The organism is Lysinibacillus sphaericus (genome assembly GCF_001629735.1).
Lineage (GTDB): Bacteria > Bacillota > Bacilli > Bacillales_A > Planococcaceae > Lysinibacillus > Lysinibacillus pinottii.
Genome location: NZ_CP015224.1, coordinates 367,749 through 385,503, shown reverse-complemented (window position 1 = coordinate 385,503; position 17,755 = coordinate 367,749). Strand labels below are relative to the sequence as shown.

Sequence of the window (17,755 nt, the reverse complement as noted above, 5' to 3'; positions counted from 1 at the left end):
TCTGTTAGTGAGGATTGGCTTTCATTCTTTTCTTTGAATAATAGCGGGATATAGAGATTGATATTGCTCTGCCACATGCTTAATTTCAAAGTTTGCTAAAACATGTGCACGACCAAGATTAGCTTTTTGTTCATATGTCTTTGAATCGTAATTTAATGCCCTATTGATGGCTTTCGATAAAGCGACCGCATCCTTAGATGGTACAACCTCTCCATAATTCCCTACTAAAAATTCACAATCCCCAACATTTGTAGTCACACAGCAAGTGCCACTGGCAAGTGCCTCTACCAACACATTCGGTAGCCCCTCTCCAGAAGATGATAAAATGAATAGATCAGCTGCAGCCATTAATTGTGGAATATCGTCTCTACTACCTAATAGGAATGTAAACTGCTCTAACTGCGCGTTTTCAATCATTTGCCGCAATACCTCATTAGAGCTTTCTATCTCATAGCCAACTAAAAACATATAAAAATCTTGTCGTTTTTGCTTTAACTGCTTTAAACTTGCCAGCAAATTTTCATAATCCTTTAAAGGGTCCCATCTACCTACATGCAATAAAATAGGTTGGTTCACTATGTTGAATCGCTCCAAATAATATTGACGCTTCTTACTAGGCTTATAAAAATCTGTATTTACACCATTTACAATAATTCGGTGCTGCTTATTCTTGTACCCAATAGCTTCATGGATTTCTTTCACCTTTGGACCACAAGAAATAATAGCGTCCACATGTTTAGATAATTTTGCACAAAGCTTCGCAATAAAAATTGTCCTTCGTTTATTGTCATCTTTATTTAAATTACTATGGTGAATACCCCAAATTAATTTCTTTTTGAGTAATTTTGAAAGAACGTATCCAAGAAGATTAGCATGATACATCCAAGTTTGAATAATATCACTCTCTCGACATCGTTGATAACAACGAACAAAGGCAATTCCCATACTGCGTCGCATATCACATATTGTTACTTTGATGTTTAATTGTTGTTCAATATACTTACCATAAGTTCCTATCTCTGTTAGACAAATAACCTCTATCTCATACATGTCCCTATCCACGTTTTGTAAAAGACGGTAAAGCATTGCTTCTGCTCCGCCAAGACCTGTGGTAGTGATGATATGAGTAATTTTAATTTTTTTTTGGATAGTCTCATCCTTTGAATTAGTTTACTAGCTATGTGTAAAGCGCACATAATCTAATTGCTATTTCTTCTGCATCAAGACCTTTATTTTTAAGACTCTTCCTAATAATTTGCGGATTTGGTTTTACATTCATTTTTATAATAGCTTGCAGCCAACTATTAATATCTCCCTGTAGCTCTAAATACTGTAGTAATCCCACATTAAGATCTACCTCTTTTGGCAGTGTGGAAGAAACGATGGCTGGTGTACCACAAATTTGAGCTTCTAATAATACAATGCCAAAGCCCTCGAAATAAGACGGTAAAATAAACTTATCCATGAGTTGAAGGAGCTTAATACTATCTGCCCGTGGTCCCAAAAATTGAACATAATCCTCTACTTTTTGTTCCTTGACGAGAAGGCGAATTTCCTGCTCTAAGGGGCCATCTCCTATCAAAAACAATTTAAATGGAATGTTTTGTTGCTTTAATTTAACAGCAAGCTCAATTAAAAAGGAATGATTTTTCACAGGTACAAAGCGACCAATATGCCCAATTACTAAATCCCCATCTTGAATCCCTAAATCTTCTGCTAAACTCTTTTTCTCTTCTGGCGATAAACGCTTTATCTTCTGCATATCAATTGGATTGGCAATAACCTCGTAGGGTCTTTTATGGAAGCAAAATTCACCCGCTTTTTGACTACACGCTACCAATTTCGTGGCATTTCCAACGCTTAGCCTTTTCAACAATGCTAACAGAGCTTTATTGTTCCATTCTTCAGCAACATTCGTATGGCTATGTAATACACGACATGATACACCTGCTAAACGAGCTGCTAGCATGGTAAAAACTGCTCGGTAGCCTGTATGATCATGAACGGCATCATATTGATATTGTTTTATAATCCTATAAATATTCCGCATATAAGAAAGTGGACCTTGCTCGGTAATATACGTTTCGTAAAATATTTTCGAACCTTGCTGTAAGAGAATTTCATGATAAGTCCCCTTATTAAATGACACAAAATCAAAATGGTATGAAAATTTATTAACATTCATCCAAGTATCTACAATCATGGTCGTTATACCGCCATAATCAGTAGTGGGGATAATATGCAAAACCCTTTTCAATGTCATTCTCCACCTTTTATTCTTTTCCATAATATTGCTCGTACGTGCTGCCCTTCATTTTATAATTATTCAAGATGACACCTAATATATTGGCTTTAGCAATCGTTAAGATGGATTTTGATTTTACAACAGCTGCTTTTCCTACTGTGCCCGTATTAACAACTAAAAGAGTACCATCACATTTATTAGATAAAATTTGTGCATCCGATAAAAAAAGTAATGGTGGTGCATCAATCATCACAATATCGTAGCGTTCTTTCACTTCGTGCAACAATAAAGTCATAGTTTCAGAGGCTAATAATTCTGTTGGATTAGGGGGGATAGCGCCACTCGAAATGATTTCCACACCATCTACAAAGGTTGCTTGAATCACCTCTTGTAAGGTCGCTTGACGTGATAATACAGATGATAAGCCAAAAACATTATCAAGATAAAATGTATGATGGAGCGTGGGCTTACGCATATCAGCATCAATAATGAGGACACGTTTTCCCTCCTGTGAAAACACAACACCGATATTAGCCGCATTGGTCGATTTTCCTTCACCTGCGATAGAGGAGGTGACTAGAATAGTTTTAACATCTTGATTGGGTTGCGAAAATTTAATATTCGCCCGAATGGTGCGATATTGCTCAGAAGGAATTGACATCATATCGGAAACTGTTACCAGCTTGCGAGCCATTGGGATTTTTTTTGTTTTTCTTTTGAACAGCATTAGGAGGACCCCCCGGCTCTTGATTTTTTACTATTGAGTAATTCAATATTACTGACAACTCCAATCACAGGTAATGATAATATTTCCTCGATATCCTGCTCTGTTTTAATCGTCCTATCAAGCGTTTCTAAAAAATAGGCGAGCACGAGTGCCAAGCTGAAACCACCAATAGTCGCTATTAGGAGGTTCAGCAATTTATTGGGTTTCACCGGTACTGGATGTTCACTGGATTGGGCAACAAAGAGAATATTAATATTGTCCACATGCATTAAAATAGGAATTTCCTCTTTAAAAATCTCAGCTATCGTATTGGCAATCTTCACAGCCCTTGCTTCATCTTCATCCTGTACACGAATATTAACCACTTGTGAATTATTGGCGCTTGAAACCTCTATTTGCTTCATTAATGTTTCGGGAGATGTTTCTAGTGCTAGGACATCAATTACCTTTGTTAAAATAACAGGACTTTTGATAATAACATTGTACGTATTAATTAAACGAAGGTCCGTATCAACATTCTGCGCTCCTATTAGTTGCTGATTCTCATAGCTTTTTTGATTGACCAATAATTGAGTTTCCGCTTCATAAATAGGTGTTTGAAGAAAATAATTAATGAAAACAGCAATGCCAATGGACAGTATCATCAGTATTAGGATGAAGAACCAGCGTTTTTGCCATACTTTTACTAGACTTTGAATTGTCATTTCTTCATTCACAAAATGGATCCCTCCTAATGTAGGCAGATAGCTGCAATGCTAATAAAGTATATTAAACAAGCCTATCGCTTATTCGGTCAATGTCGTCTTTTTGTCCGTATCTCTCAAGCTACCACTTACAACAAACACAAGAATATGGAGCACGTTAAAATAAAGAATTTCAAATGTAGAAACCCCTAACATTGCAACTATAATTAACGTCATCAAAACGGTAAGCTGGGCATTCATTCGGCGATAGCCTTTAGCAATGGCTAGCAAAAAACAGCAATAGCTAATCAATGCCAGTAGACCCGCTTCCTGTAAAATATTCATAAATGTATTGTGAGCATGAGATACACCTATAGTCCATAATGATTCCACACCATGCCCCCAAAATTGAACATGCTCAAAAACATATTGCCAAATTTCAAGGCGGCCATCTGTCATATTCGTAGACTTTTTTTCCATTTTTAATAAAATACTTTGTACAGCATCTTGCATCCTATTCATTTTCAAGAAAGCTATTAATACAACTAGAACAGTACCTGCAAAAAGAGCACTAAACTTTAGGAATGGCAGGAAGGCTTTATTCAAGCTTTTGATACTAGAAACAATTACTACAATCGTCACTAGTGCAGCCGTGAACAATGAAGTACGTGCATTCGAAAGCAGTATGATATACATACAAATTAAATATATCGTCGTATAAAAAACAAATAATAAAATTAATTTCGGCTGTTGTCGTTCATGTAATATTTTCACGGCTAGCTGATAGAGTCTTATAAGTACAACAACCACTAACCCCATCATAGAAAACCCCATGGTATTGGGATTCTCAAATACACCTGCAAACCCTCCAAACATATAGCGCGCTTGTTGGAAACATACAAATATAAATGGGACATAGGCTATTAAAACACTATTCACAACAATATCCATGACATGCTCTTTCACAAGGTCATTAAAGAAAATAGAAACTGCTAAAAACATGCAATATAATTGAAGACTATTTTTCAATAAATTCATATCTTGGTTTACCCCTGCTGCAATGATACAAAAGAACGTATACATACTAAAAAAAATACTAGCTTGTACATTTTGAATAATAATTTTTTTATGACAAAGTATAGAGATACTAATTATAAAAAGGCTGAGAACTAAAGATAATTTATGGTAAATGCCATCGACGGGCTGCATAAGGCTCATTAAAATAAGAGCGCTAAACATTAATGTGATGAATAGTTTCATATTATTCTCACACTCAATTCTACATACGTTATCAAAATAAAAGCCACCGCTTCTTCACAACAATATCCTCAAGTTCAAATCGCATGATAGGCTTGTTAGCTAAAACATTTGCATTATTCATGAGGAGTCGCTCAACCATCTCTATTTCATTCTTTTTCTCTAGATATTGAAGTGCCGCTTGGAAGCAAAACGTTCTTGTGCTTACATTATGGGCGTCAGAGCCAATCATATGAATGTAATTTGCTCTTACTAAAGCCAATGATAGTCGCTGCACCTCCTTACCAAATAAGCCTGTTAAACTACCTGTCGTTATTTGTGTAAATGCGCCTTCATGGATGAGGTCATCAAGTCTTTTCGGATTTTCTCTAATAGCAAGGTTTCGTTCAGGATGTGCCAAAATCGGTATATATCCAGCACATTTTAAACGTCTAATTATCTCTTTCGTATAAGCAGGGATTGTAGTTGAAGGAAGCTCTAATAGAATGTAGTGGGTGTGAGCTAATGTATGAAGTTGCTTTTGCTGAAGATGAGCCAAAAGCTCATCATGTAAACGAACTTCATGTCCTGTGTGGAGGGTGATTGGGATTTTTTGTTGCAGCAGTAACTGTTGTAAATAACGGACTAGCGCTTCTACCTTGCGATATGGGACATGATAATGTGGATGCATAGCATGTGAAGTACAGACTATATCTGTGATCCCCTCCCGTGCAGCTTGCCTCAACATGTTTAAGGAATCCGTTTCTTCTTTAGGTCCATCATCCACATCAAATAATATATGGGCATGAAGATCTATCATTTTGATCACATCTTTCTTCTTTAATCCATCTGCAGAAAATCTAGCCTTTTTCTTTTTTATGATGGATGCTCCTCAAACATGACTCTGGCTAAATTAAAAAAGAGGCTCTCTAGATATGAATCTAGAGAAACCTCTAACTTTCAATATTATTTCGCGTACTCTACAGCACGAGTTTCGCGAATGACTGTTACTTTAATATGACCTGGATAATCTAATTCTTCCTCAATACGCTTGCGAATATCACGTGCAAGACGATGAGAAGCTAAATCATCAATTTTTTCAGGTTGTACGATTATTCGGATTTCACGTCCCGCTTGAATTGCATAAGATTTCTCTACGCCATCATAGCTTTCTGAAATTTCCTCTAATTTTTCAAGTCTGCGGATATAGTTTTCAAGTGTTTCACTTCGTGCACCTGGACGAGCTGCTGACAATGCGTCAGCTGCCGCAACTAATACCGCGATAACAGATGTTGCTTCTGTATCACCATGATGCGAAGCAATACTATTAATAACGACTGGGTGTTCCTTGTATTTTGTTGCTAATTCCACGCCAATCTCAACATGGCTACCTTCTACCTCATGGTCAATGGCTTTACCAATATCATGTAATAAGCCTGCGCGACGAGCTAACGCCACATCTTCACCTAATTCAGCTGCCAGTAAACCTGCCAAATGCGCGACTTCAATTGAATGTTTGAGAACATTTTGTCCATAGCTTGTACGATATTTCATGCGGCCTAAAATTTTCATTAAATCTGGATGTAAGTTATGAATGCCAATTTCAAATGTAGTTTGCTCACCAGTTTCGCGGATTTGTTCATCCACTTCACGACGAGATTTTTCCACCATTTCTTCAATACGAGCTGGGTGAATGCGACCATCCTGTACAAGTTTTTCAAGTGCAAGTCGAGCCGTTTCACGACGGATTGGATCAAAGCCTGATAAAATAACCGCTTCTGGAGTATCATCAATAATTAAATCAATGCCTGTTAACGTTTCCAACGTACGAATATTACGGCCTTCACGACCAATGATGCGACCTTTCATTTCATCATTTGGCAAGTTTACAACAGATACTGTTGTTTCAGCTACATGGTCTGCAGCAAATCGTTGTAGTGCCAATGATAAGATTTCACGTGCCTTTTTATCTGAGTCTTCTTTTGCACGTGTCTCAGCTTCCTTCGTCATCACAGCAATATCAGTTGCTAGCTCTTTTTCTACTTCATTTAAGATAATTGATTTTGCTTCTTCTCTAGTTAAAGCAGAAATACGTTCTAGTTCTGTTTTTTGTGATGCAACGAGCTCGTCCACTTTGCTCTCCATCTGTTCAATATGCTGTTGTCTTTCAGCTAGAGCTTGTTCTTTACGCTCTAAGCTTGCTTCTCTCTTATTTAGAGTATCATCCTTGCGATCAAGATTCTCTTCTCTTTGCAATAAACGGTTCTCTTGTTTTTGAAGTTCTAAACGACGTTCACGAATGTCATTTTCGGCTTCAGTACGAAATTTGTGAGTTTCATCTTTGGCTTCAAGTAGTGCTTCTTTCTTTAATGCCTCCGCTTCTCGTTTTCCTTCTTCAACGATTGTTTCAGCGACATGTTTAGCACCAGTGATTTTTGAGTCATTCACTTTTTTCATGTAGATATAGCTAACAGCGGCACCAACGATGAGTCCAAGCAAAGCGGAGATGATAGTAATTCCATCCATATGAACACCTCCTCTTGCTATTTGGGTATTACAGTTTCAGTCGGCGCATACATCTATGTCCCTTGGCAAATTGTACAAGATTTTGTTAGCCTTTAAAACAAAATCCGTTTAATTGACCAAAGGTATTATCTGCATTCAGTAGGCGTTTTGACATCCTTCGAAAAGGATATTTAACTATAAAACTTTTGCTAAATGAAGATAAAATGTACTGCCTATTTAAAGTCATAATTCAGAAATTATACATATTTAATTGTATAGCTAGCCATCAGCTCTGTCAAGGATAGTCGGGCACCTGTTCGCCCTCTAAACAGAAAAAAAGTAAGTCCTATCCATTCAGTGAATTTTTTCCCTATAACTTTTACACTAGAAAAAAATTTACCTTTTATACCTTTTACGTCCACCCAGTACATAAGAAATAATTTCTGAGGCATATAGCTTCTATCTTATTATGTGTAAAAATTTTAGATTATAGACAAAAAAAGCATTGTTCCCTTAATAAATTGGGAACAATGCAATCGTTTGATTATTCTTCATCAAGAAGTGACATTAATTCTTCATCCATCTCGTCTTCTTCATGCGCAGCAATTGTATAGGAAGAAGCTGCAATACCATAAGAGGATCGAATTTTGTTCGAGATATCTTCCAAAACAGCAGGGTTTTCTTTTAAATACTGTTTTGCATTTTCTCGCCCTTGACCTAGACGCTCATCACCGTAGGCATACCAAGAACCACTTTTTTGCACGATGTCTAATTCTACACCTAAATCAACTGTTTCGCCTTCTTTAGAAATACCTTCTCCATACATAATATCAACTTCAGCTGTACGGAATGGCGGCGCTACTTTATTTTTGACAATTTTAATTTTCGTACGGTTACCAACAATATCATTACCTTGCTTAATAGCTTCTGCACGGCGAACTTCTAAACGTACAGAGCTGTAGAATTTAAGGGCACGTCCACCTGGTGTTGTTTCAGGGTTTCCGAACATTACCCCAATCTTTTCGCGAATTTGGTTAATGAAAATAGCAATCGTTTTTGATTTGTTAATAGAACCTGAAAGTTTACGTAATGCCTGTGACATTAAGCGGGCTTGTAAGCCGACATGAGAATCCCCCATATCTCCTTCAATTTCAGCTTTTGGCACTAGAGCAGCAACGGAGTCAATAACAATAATATCAATTGCACCACTACGAACTAGTGCTTCTGCAATTTCAAGTGCTTGCTCCCCTGTATCTGGTTGTGATAATAATAGCTCATCAATATTGACACCTAATTTTTGAGCATAGATAGGGTCTAATGCATGTTCTGCATCAATAAATGCTGCTTGTCCACCTTTTGCTTGTACTTCAGCAATAGCATGTAAAGCAACTGTTGTTTTACCTGACGATTCAGGACCATACACTTCAATAATACGTCCACGTGGATAACCACCTACGCCTAATGCAGCGTCAAGTGCTAGTGATCCACTTGAAGATGTGGCAATTTCTAAATCGGTTTTTTCACCGAGTTTCATAATTGAACCTTTACCAAAATTCTTTTCAATTTGTTTTAAAGCCTGTTCTAAGGCTGCTTTACGATCACTCATTCATTTTCCTCCTTCGAAAACTGTTCACTGTGTTTGTCTATCTCTACTATACTTGTTTTTGAGAAAACACGCAAGAAAAAAGCGAACATTTATTCGATTTTTATACAAAATAAAAATTTGGATAGTTTTTCTCTACCCAAATTCCTATTTTCACTCTATGTTAATATCGTTTTGTATAACCGCGTTCTTCTAAAAGCTGCATTAAATAATGGCATGTAAATTTCACTGCACGAAGTCGATTTGTATTTCGCATACCAGATAAATGAAGTAAGTATGTAAGTGGCTCCTCATCATTGATGGCAATACCAATCCAAACCGTTCCTACTGGCTGATGGTCATGTGCTGTAGGCCCTGCTTCCCCTGTTAGCCCAATTCCAATGTTTGTACCAAATTGTTTCCGAACTGCACTTGCCATTGCAGCAGCACATTCACCACTAACAACGCCGTGCGTATCTATTAATTCTTGTGAAATACCAAGATGCTTTACTTTTGCTTCTGCCGCATAGGTCACGACACCTCCAATGAGTGCGTCCCCTACCCCTGGAATTTCTGCAAGCTCCGATTGAAACAATCCTGCTGTTAAACTTTCCGCAGCAGAAATAGTAAGATGATTATCTAAGAGCATTTCAACTGTCTTTGAAGCAAGTGAATCATCATCCATACCATACTGATAGTCACCAACAAGGGCTTGTATCTCAGCCACTTTGGCAGCAATAAGTTGCTGGGCTTGCTGTTCTGTTTCTGCCTTTGCTGTTACGCGCAATGTTACCTCACCATCCGACGCAAGTGGAGCGACGGTTGGATTTGTTTGAGCATCTAAAATATCCTGTACCTGAACTTCAAGTTCGGCTTCACCAATGCCATAAAAACGCATCACATGTGAGGCAATAATCCCTCCATCATTAAGCATCGCGGCAAGTTTAGGCTTCGCCTCAAATTGAAACATAGGCTCAAGCTCTTTTGGTGGCCCTGGAAGTAAGATATACGTATGATTATTATTGTTGAAAATCATACCAGGCGCCATTCCATGGTGATTCGCTAGTATTTCGCTTCCAGCTAGAATTAAAGCCTGTTTCCGGTTATTCTCCGTCATAGGACGTCCTCGCTTGGCAAAAAACTGCTCAATATAAGTTAATGCTACCTCATCAAACTCAAGAGAAACACCGAGATGGCGAGCAATCGTTTCTTTTGTTAAATCATCTTTCGTAGGTCCTAGTCCTCCCGAAAATATAATTAAATCTGCACGAGATTCTGCCACTTCAATAGCTTGTTCTAAACGTTTTGCATTATCACCAACTACTGTATGGTAAAAAACATTAATGCCTAGCTCGGATAACTGGTTCGAGATAAATCTCGCATTTGTATTCGTAATTTGACCTAATAATAGCTCTGAGCCCACCGCTAGAATTTCAGCATTCATGATTCACAAGACCTTTCTTATTTAGACTCAAGTAAAACACGTCGATTAAGGTAGAAGTAGTCCCACCCAGACCATAGCGTAAAGAACAATGCTACATATAGCATTATCATATCAAAAGGAATACCAATGAGTTCGAAAATTGTGTTGTGTAAAAGCGCAGCAGCGATTGCTACTATTTGTGCCCAAGTCTTGATTTTGCCAAGCTGATTGGCCGCTACGACCTCTCCTCCACCTGCCAAAATAAGGCGTAAACCCGTAACAGCGAATTCACGGCTAATAATAATAATAATCACCCAGGCTGGTGCCATATCAAGCTCTACCATTAAAATAAACGCTGCTGATACAAGTAATTTATCAGCTAAGGGATCTAAAAATTTCCCAAATGTAGTCACAAGATTATACTTACGTGCATAATAACCATCTACCCAATCAGTTGTCGAAGCTAAAATAAAAATAAGTGCACCTATAAAATGATGGATTGGCATCTCTGCCCCAAATAGAGTCAATGTTCCCCAGCCAAAATCAAACATCATAACAATGACAAAAAATGGAATAAGCAAGATTCGTGAGATGGTAATTTTATTTGGTATGTTCATTTTTCTAACACCTTTCATGATGAAAGAAAGTAGCCATCACATGATGACTACTGTTCTTTATTGAAATTGATGACGATATTTTGAGTTACAACTTGCTGTGCATATGTGAGAAGCTCGTCATTAATATAGATTTTAGCTTGCGTAGAATTACCAAGACGGATACGAACATAATTTTGAGTCGTCGCGTCAAATTCTACCACTTCACCAGCATTATAAACACGAGTATCCGTTAATAATTCTTGTTGCTGTTGATTACGAATACCAACAAATGTAGGACCTGAAACCTCAATTTTCAGTTTCAGTGTATCTGTACCTGTTAACGTGTATGAAGTTGTTTCTCCATCTGCTTCAACAGTACCCGCGGAAATGGTTTGCTTGATCTCTTCAGTTTGATCAGTTTGATCTTCATCAGTTGGTGTTTCTTCTTTAGAATCTGTATCTTTTTGGTCATTTTTCAGAGCATCTTTTTCTTCTTTTTCTTTCTTATCTTTCGCACTATCAATAGGCTTAACATTCGTATCGTATTCAATTTCAGGAGACGTTGTGTTGCCTTCGCTTGTCCCTGGACTGTTTTTAGATTGCCATAGCACCCATATTGCTACAATGATTACGACAATAAATAACGCAACAATGATTTTCGGCATTGCCTCCATCATTTTATTGGAAGGGCCTTTCGTGACCTTTCTTCTGCTTGGACTATTCGTGATAGATTGACTTACTTGATCATTTGGAGTACTCGGCAGTTCATTTTTATAAGTCTCTAATATTTCTTCTGCATTTAAACCAACCGCATCTGCATATTGTTTAATAAAAGCTCGTACATAAAACGAGCCAGGCATAATGGAATAATTGCCCTCTTCAATTCCTACTAAATAACGCTTTTGAATTTTCGTTATTTCTTGTAAATCGTCTAAGCTGTAGCCTTTAGACAGTCTCGCCTCTTTCAGTCGAGTCCCTAATTCTGCCACTAATAACACCTACTTTAACATCAAATTAAAAATTAAATCCACCAAATGAATCGGATTCGGACATATGATTTTTTTCCATTATTTCATAAGTAATTTCTTCATCTGTGTGATGACGTAATTCAATAATATAATCAAAATCCTCTATTTTATATTCGGAATGCTGAACAAACATATCTGGATGCTCTACAACCTTGATGCATGGCATATTCATCATTTCACGCACTAATTGTAGATGTCGCTCATCAGATGAACGACGAGTCACAATACCATCTAAAATAAAGATATTATTACGACTAAATTCATCCCCCACTAATTTATTACGAACCGTTTGTTTTATCATCGTGGACGATAGAAAAATCCACTTTTTATTGGCACAAACACTTGCTGCTACTATAGACTCCGTTTTACCAACACGTGGCATGCCACGGATACCAATCAGCTTATGTCCCTCTTTTTTAAAGAGTTCGGCCATAAAATCGACTAAAATACCAAGTTCATCTCTTACGAAGTGGAAAGTGTTTTTTTCGTCTGCATCTCTTGGAATATAACGACCGTGTCTAATAGCTAAGCGGTCTCGAAGTTTTGGTTGTCGAAATTTGGTTACGTTAATATGTTCCATTGTCGAAACAATTGTACGAAAGCGTTCAATTGCCTCATCGTTGTCTGTATGCACTAACATACCACGCCGATCCTCATCGACACCATTGATTGAAATAATATTGACACGAAGCATCCCTAAAAGTGAAGCAATATCTCCTAATAATCCAGGGCGATTCACCTGAATCTCATATTCAAAGTACCAATCGCTCAACACACTCGTTCCCTTCCTATTAGTTAACGTAAAAAATCCTTTATAAGTTCCATCATAGCTGATTTTTTATGTAATGGAAAGTTAGAATACATGGAATTGCGGCGTTATTTTTAAAAACTTACTATTTTTTTTGAATGCATAGAAATAAGGCTTACATACGTTCCCGTTTTCACAAAAAAATAAATTTTTTATATAGAAAAAAGAGGAGATAAGCTCTCCTCTTTTTTTATTGCACATGCTTATTTTGGACAAGCTTAACGACACAATTCGCCAATGCATGCTTTTCATCTTCAGAGGCAACGCCCCATAAATCCGACAGCACTCGCTCTTGCTCGTTTTTAGGATCTACATTTGAAGCTAAATATTCACCAATTTGGACAGCAGCTGCTTGAATCATTTTCTTAGGCATGCCACTTGATTCAGCTTGCATAACGTTTTGTCCTAAAAACGATGTCCATTTTTGCCAGTTTTCTAAAATGGTCATATGTTTCTCCTCCTTTACACATGTAGTATGTGTAAAAAAGAAGATTATATGTACCAACCACCATTTAATCGAATGATTTGTCCTGTCACGTAATCGGCTTTCCCAGACAAATAAAAACGAACCATCTCAGCCACGTCTATTGTTTGTCCAATTGAGCCTAGAGGAATATCCTCCAAAATATAATTAAGCTCCTCTTTGCTTAAATGACTGTTCATCGATGTATTAATGAAGCCCGGAGCAATGGCATTTACTCGAATACGAGATAATGCTGCTTCCTTTGCGTAGGATTTAACAAATGCATGTTGTGCTCCTTTGACAGTTGCGTACAGCGCCTCCCCAGCAGATCCAGCTTCTCCCCATATAGAACCGATAAATAATACATAGCTGACATCATGCTGACGAAGCTTTTCAGATAGTAAAGCTGTCAGCCTCATCGGATTTTGAACATGGACTCTCCATAATGCGTCCATATCTTCCACTGTTGTATCCTCTAGCAGCGAATAATGCGCTTGTCCATTTGCGAAAATAATAGCCTGCACATTAAAAATCTGTGCGGCTACCATTTCTGCTCCTGTTACAATTGAAAAATCCCCCTGTACAAGCATAAATTCTTGTGCAGGGAAAGTTTTAGTAAGTGTATCGCATAAAGTTTCTGCAGCATTTTTATTAGTTGAATAGTGTAAATAGATAGACCAGCCTTCTTCAGCCAAGCTATGACAAATAGCGTGACCAATTTCACCTGAAGCACCTAGTACAAGAGCAAACTTTTTCACTAGGCATCCTGCTTACTTGGTAAAATTTTAAACACGGTTTGTTGAGATTCACCCTGAACTGAGACAAACGCTTTGTACAAATCATCAATTGTTAATTCCTCAAGAACTGGTACAACATCAAATAAATTCATGTCATTAAAGGAATAACGAGTAAATTGGTTAGCGATAAATTCTATAGAATTCAAAGCACGTAAGAAGAAACCAATTTTTTTGCGTTTAATACGTTCAAGATCAGCACTTTCAAATTGTGAATTCCCTTCAAATTTGGCCAATTCTTCTTTAATTGCCGATGTTAATTTATCAGGCTCTGAAGAATCAGAACCAATCATTGCAAATCCAAAACCATTTTCTAATGTAAAATCAAACGCATATGTTTCATCAATTAAACCTTCTTCGTAAACACGTTCATAAAAATTAGATGTACGTCCAAAAATAAGTTCCAGCGCAATTTGAACAGATAGCTCATGCTTTAACATTTCTCGACCTGACAAATTGGTTTCTTTTGCCTTCAATCCAACATAAACCTTAGGCTTTTGTACATCCATGTTTAATGTTCGTTCGCTAATCGCTACCTCAGTTGGTTCTTCCTCAAAGAAACGTTCAATGGATGCAGGTTCAGAAAACTCTTTTTTACCCTGATTTTCACGGATAAAAGTCATCATTTCCTCTGGGTCAACCGCACCAATCACAAATAATAGCATATTAGATGGGTGATAAAACGTATTGTAGCACGTATATAAATGATCCGCCGTAATGCCATCAATCGATTCAATTGTCCCAGCAATATCAATTTTTACGGGGTGATGATGATACATATTTTCAATCGTACCAAAATATAAACGCCAATCTGGTTGATCATCATACATCGTAATTTCTTGCCCAATAATTCCTTTTTCTTTGTTGACAGTCGCTTCTGTAAAGTATGGCTCCTGTACAAAATTCAATAACGTTTCAGTACTTTTGTAAATGTTATCAGTTGAAGAGAATAAGTATGCCGTACGCGTAAACGATGTAAAGGCGTTAGCAGAAGCACCATATTCACTGAACTTTTGGAAGACATCTCCATCTTCTTTTTCAAACATCTTATGCTCTAAGAAGTGAGCGATTCCATCTGGCACAGTAATGCTTTCTGTTTGACCAATCGGTATAAACGTGCGATCAATAGAACCATACTTCGTTGTAAAAGTTACAAATGTTTTAGAAAAACCTTTTTTCGGCAATATATATACATCTAAACCATTTTCAAGCTTTTCATAATAAAGGGTTTCATCTAGTTGCTTAAATTCAATTGTTTTCATTGTGCGGCTTGCTCCTTTCCACTTAAGAAATAGACCGCTTCAAGCTGCACTTGCTTCGCCATGTCCACAACATCTTCCTTCGTCACAGCTTTCCACTTATTTGCCCAAGATTCTACAGAGAACTCCTCCGGTAAATCTTTATATTGATCAAAAATTTCGATTTGTCCACGGGCAGAATCCAAGGACTCTTTTAATTGATTCGTGAGCATAGCTTTTGTTTGTTCTAGTTCTAAATCTGTTATGTTACCAGACTGCATTGTCATAAGCTGTTCTTTAATTAAAGATAACGCCTTTTCCTCATTTTTAGCCTCAATCCCAGAAACTACAAATACAAGACCATAATGTGAAGCATAGGAGCTAGAAGCATAATAAGCCAGACTCTCTTTTTCACGAACATTCATAAATAATTTTGCATGTGGATAACCACCGAAAATACCATTAAAAATCTGCATTTTAGCAAAGTCTGGATTACCAAATCTTACAGGCGTACTAAAGCCAATGTGAAGCTTCCCTTGCTTCATCTCATGCTGTTCTCGAACATAATCGTTTTGAGGATGCTGTTGCGGAAGAACGGCTGGCACTTCTTCAGGCGTACGATCATTAAATGGTAGCGCTTTTTTTAATTTCGCTACAATTTCCTCTTCATTAATATCCCCAGCAACATAAATATCTATTTTATCGTTAGCTAGCATGGATTGATAAGCCTCAAATAAGGAGGAAGGTGTAATTTTTTGAATTTCCTCGACACTACCATTTGCCGAAATAGATGCTGGTTCATTTGGTCTTAGGATTTGCTGTAAGCGGAATTGAGCAAAGCGAGATTTATCATCGAAAATAGATTCAATACGTTGTATAACTGTCTTCTTTTCTCGTTCCACAATGGATTCCTTAAAGACTCCATTTTCTAAATTAGGCTCAAAAATAGCCGTATGCAGTAAACCAAGTACGTCATTTAACACACTTGTATTTGCTAAATAGTGATCATTTACAGTCTCCACATTCATGAGGACTGTATGCTCATTCCCTCTTTTAGACGTATCAAAATATAAAACAGTGCCATATAGATCGTCTAAAAAGCTTCGAAAAGCAGCGGTTGTTTTATATTTAGCATTACTATGCTGCAGGACATTGGTTAATACAGTACGTTCCGATGCACTTTTAGCCGTTAATGCTCTTCTCCATTTAATTGAAAAATTTACGGTTTTAAATTGGGTCGTTTGTCGGATATGCAAATTGACACCTTTGGCAAAAGGTATAGTTTTAAACATATGAAACCCTCCTATCCTTCTTAATATAACGATGTACTACACATACTATACATGTCTACTGTCTATAATTGCAAAAAGAATCCAAAGTATGTATGGGAAAAATTATAAATTATATCATTCAACATGGAAAAAAAGACTGAGCATATTTCACTCAGTCTTTGATCATGACTTATTTTAACGCTTACCTTTAATATATGGTTGTCCACTTGCCTTAGGAGCATTCGCTTTACCGATAAAGCCTGCTAAAGCAAGGATTGTTAAAACATACGGTAAGATTTGTAAATAAACGGCTGGAACATTTTCGATGAAAGGAATTTGGTTCCCCGCAATACTTAATGTTTGTGCCAAACCGAAGAATAGGGCTGCACCTAGCGCACCAATTGGATGCCATTTCCCGAAAATCATGGCAGCGATCGCCATGAAGCCTTGACCAGCAATTGTTGCATGTGAGAAGTCATGTGTAATTGTTTGTGCATAGACAGCACCACCAAGTCCACCTAGAGCCCCAGAAATCATAACAGCAATATAACGCATTTTATTGACGTTAATCCCCATTGTATCTGCTGCCATTGGGTGCTCACCTACAGCGCGAAGGCGTAAGCCAAATGGAGTTTTATAAATAATAAACCAAGCACCAAATGCTACCACAAACGCCAGAATAGACGTACTGTAAACATCATGGAACAATAAACGACCAAAGAATGGGATGTCCTCTAAATAAGGAATTCCAAAACGGCGAATCGGTTGGTCAATCATATCTGTTTGACCTTTATCATAAATCATTTTTACTAAGAATACAGTAGCAGCTAAACCTAGTAAGTTAATAGCTACCCCTGATACCGTTTGATCAGCTCGGAAGGAAATAGAAGCAACGGCATGGAAAAGTGAGAAAATCGCACCAATTACAATAGCCGCTAGCATTGCTACCCAAACAGTTGCCGCACCTAATGATGAAGCAAATTCTAAATTAATAAATATACCAACAAAAGCACCAACAATCATTAAGCCCTCTAGCCCGATGTTGACAACACCAGAGCGTTCAGAGAATACCCCACCGATGGCTGTAAAAATCAAAGGTGTTGCATAAAGAATCGCTGAAGGGATGATGAAATATAACATTTCTAAAAAGCTCATG

17 protein-coding genes are annotated in these 17,755 nt (G+C 37.4%); all 17 read right to left on the bottom strand.

Annotated elements, in window-relative coordinates; genetic code table 11:
• Positions 1-21: 21 nt before the first annotated feature.
• Positions 22-1,119 (bottom strand): glycosyltransferase, encoded by a 1,098-nt coding sequence (locus tag A2J09_RS01790; RefSeq protein ID WP_258858710.1) that lies wholly within the window; start codon positions 1,117-1,119, stop codon positions 22-24.
• 58 nt (positions 1,120-1,177) lie between these two features.
• The gene (locus A2J09_RS01785; RefSeq protein ID WP_012293337.1) at positions 1,178-2,263 is read right to left on the bottom strand and encodes a glycosyltransferase; all 1,086 of its coding nucleotides are present in this window, start codon (positions 2,261-2,263) and stop codon (positions 1,178-1,180) included.
• 10 nt (positions 2,264-2,273) lie between these two features.
• Positions 2,274-2,972, bottom strand: a complete 699-nt coding sequence (locus tag A2J09_RS01780; protein ID WP_012293336.1) for a CpsD/CapB family tyrosine-protein kinase — start codon at positions 2,970-2,972, stop codon at positions 2,274-2,276.
• A complete protein-coding gene (locus A2J09_RS01775; RefSeq protein ID WP_012293335.1) occupies positions 2,972-3,688 on the bottom strand; it encodes a YveK family protein in 717 nt (238 codons plus the stop codon). The genes A2J09_RS01780 and A2J09_RS01775 overlap by 1 nt, the downstream gene beginning before the upstream one ends.
• A gap of 69 nt (positions 3,689-3,757) precedes the next feature.
• The gene (locus A2J09_RS01770; RefSeq protein ID WP_227256913.1) at positions 3,758-4,693 is read right to left on the bottom strand and encodes an O-antigen ligase family protein; all 936 of its coding nucleotides are present in this window, start codon (positions 4,691-4,693) and stop codon (positions 3,758-3,760) included.
• Between the two features lie 253 nt (positions 4,694-4,946).
• Positions 4,947-5,711 carry a tyrosine-protein phosphatase gene (locus A2J09_RS01765; protein WP_012293333.1) on the bottom strand — a complete coding sequence of 255 codons (765 nt, stop codon included), beginning with the start codon at positions 5,709-5,711 and terminating at the stop codon, positions 4,947-4,949.
• A 146-nt stretch (positions 5,712-5,857) separates the two neighbouring features.
• The gene (gene rny / locus A2J09_RS01760) at positions 5,858-7,417 is read right to left on the bottom strand and encodes a ribonuclease Y (RefSeq protein ID WP_012293332.1); all 1,560 of its coding nucleotides are present in this window, start codon (positions 7,415-7,417) and stop codon (positions 5,858-5,860) included.
• A gap of 523 nt (positions 7,418-7,940) precedes the next feature.
• On the bottom strand, positions 7,941-9,002 hold the full coding sequence (gene recA / locus A2J09_RS01750) for a recombinase RecA (RefSeq protein ID WP_031419019.1): 1,062 nt from the start codon (positions 9,000-9,002) through the stop codon (positions 7,941-7,943).
• A 160-nt stretch (positions 9,003-9,162) separates the two neighbouring features.
• Positions 9,163-10,422, bottom strand: coding sequence for a competence/damage-inducible protein A (locus A2J09_RS01745; RefSeq protein ID WP_012293330.1), 1,260 nt, complete (start codon positions 10,420-10,422; stop codon positions 9,163-9,165).
• Positions 10,423-10,439: 17 nt separating this feature from the next.
• Positions 10,440-11,018, bottom strand: coding sequence for a CDP-diacylglycerol--glycerol-3-phosphate 3-phosphatidyltransferase (pgsA, locus tag A2J09_RS01740; protein ID WP_031419015.1), 579 nt, complete (start codon positions 11,016-11,018; stop codon positions 10,440-10,442).
• Positions 11,019-11,065: 47 nt separating this feature from the next.
• Positions 11,066-11,995, bottom strand: coding sequence for a helix-turn-helix domain-containing protein (locus A2J09_RS01735; RefSeq protein WP_012293328.1), 930 nt, complete (start codon positions 11,993-11,995; stop codon positions 11,066-11,068).
• 16 nt (positions 11,996-12,011) lie between these two features.
• The gene (locus tag A2J09_RS01730) at positions 12,012-12,797 is read right to left on the bottom strand and encodes a DUF3388 domain-containing protein (RefSeq protein ID WP_008178931.1); all 786 of its coding nucleotides are present in this window, start codon (positions 12,795-12,797) and stop codon (positions 12,012-12,014) included.
• 226 nt (positions 12,798-13,023) lie between these two features.
• On the bottom strand, positions 13,024-13,281 hold the full coding sequence (locus A2J09_RS01725) for a DUF3243 domain-containing protein (protein WP_008178933.1): 258 nt from the start codon (positions 13,279-13,281) through the stop codon (positions 13,024-13,026).
• A gap of 44 nt (positions 13,282-13,325) precedes the next feature.
• Positions 13,326-14,054, bottom strand: coding sequence for an elongation factor P 5-aminopentanone reductase (ymfI, locus tag A2J09_RS01720; protein ID WP_012293326.1), 729 nt, complete (start codon positions 14,052-14,054; stop codon positions 13,326-13,328).
• Entirely contained in the window at positions 14,054-15,352 is a 1,299-nt protein-coding gene (gene yfmH, locus A2J09_RS01715) for an EF-P 5-aminopentanol modification-associated protein YfmH (RefSeq protein ID WP_012293325.1), read from the bottom strand. The genes ymfI and yfmH overlap by 1 nt, the downstream gene beginning before the upstream one ends.
• Complete coding sequence (gene yfmF, locus A2J09_RS01710) at positions 15,349-16,620, bottom strand: EF-P 5-aminopentanol modification-associated protein YfmF (protein WP_012293324.1); 1,272 nt, start codon at positions 16,618-16,620, stop codon at positions 15,349-15,351. Before yfmF ends, yfmH begins: the two co-directional genes overlap by 4 nt.
• A gap of 174 nt (positions 16,621-16,794) precedes the next feature.
• Positions 16,795-17,754, bottom strand: a complete 960-nt coding sequence (locus A2J09_RS01705) for an ABC transporter permease (RefSeq protein ID WP_012293323.1) — start codon at positions 17,752-17,754, stop codon at positions 16,795-16,797.
• Position 17,755: the final 1 nt, after the last annotated feature.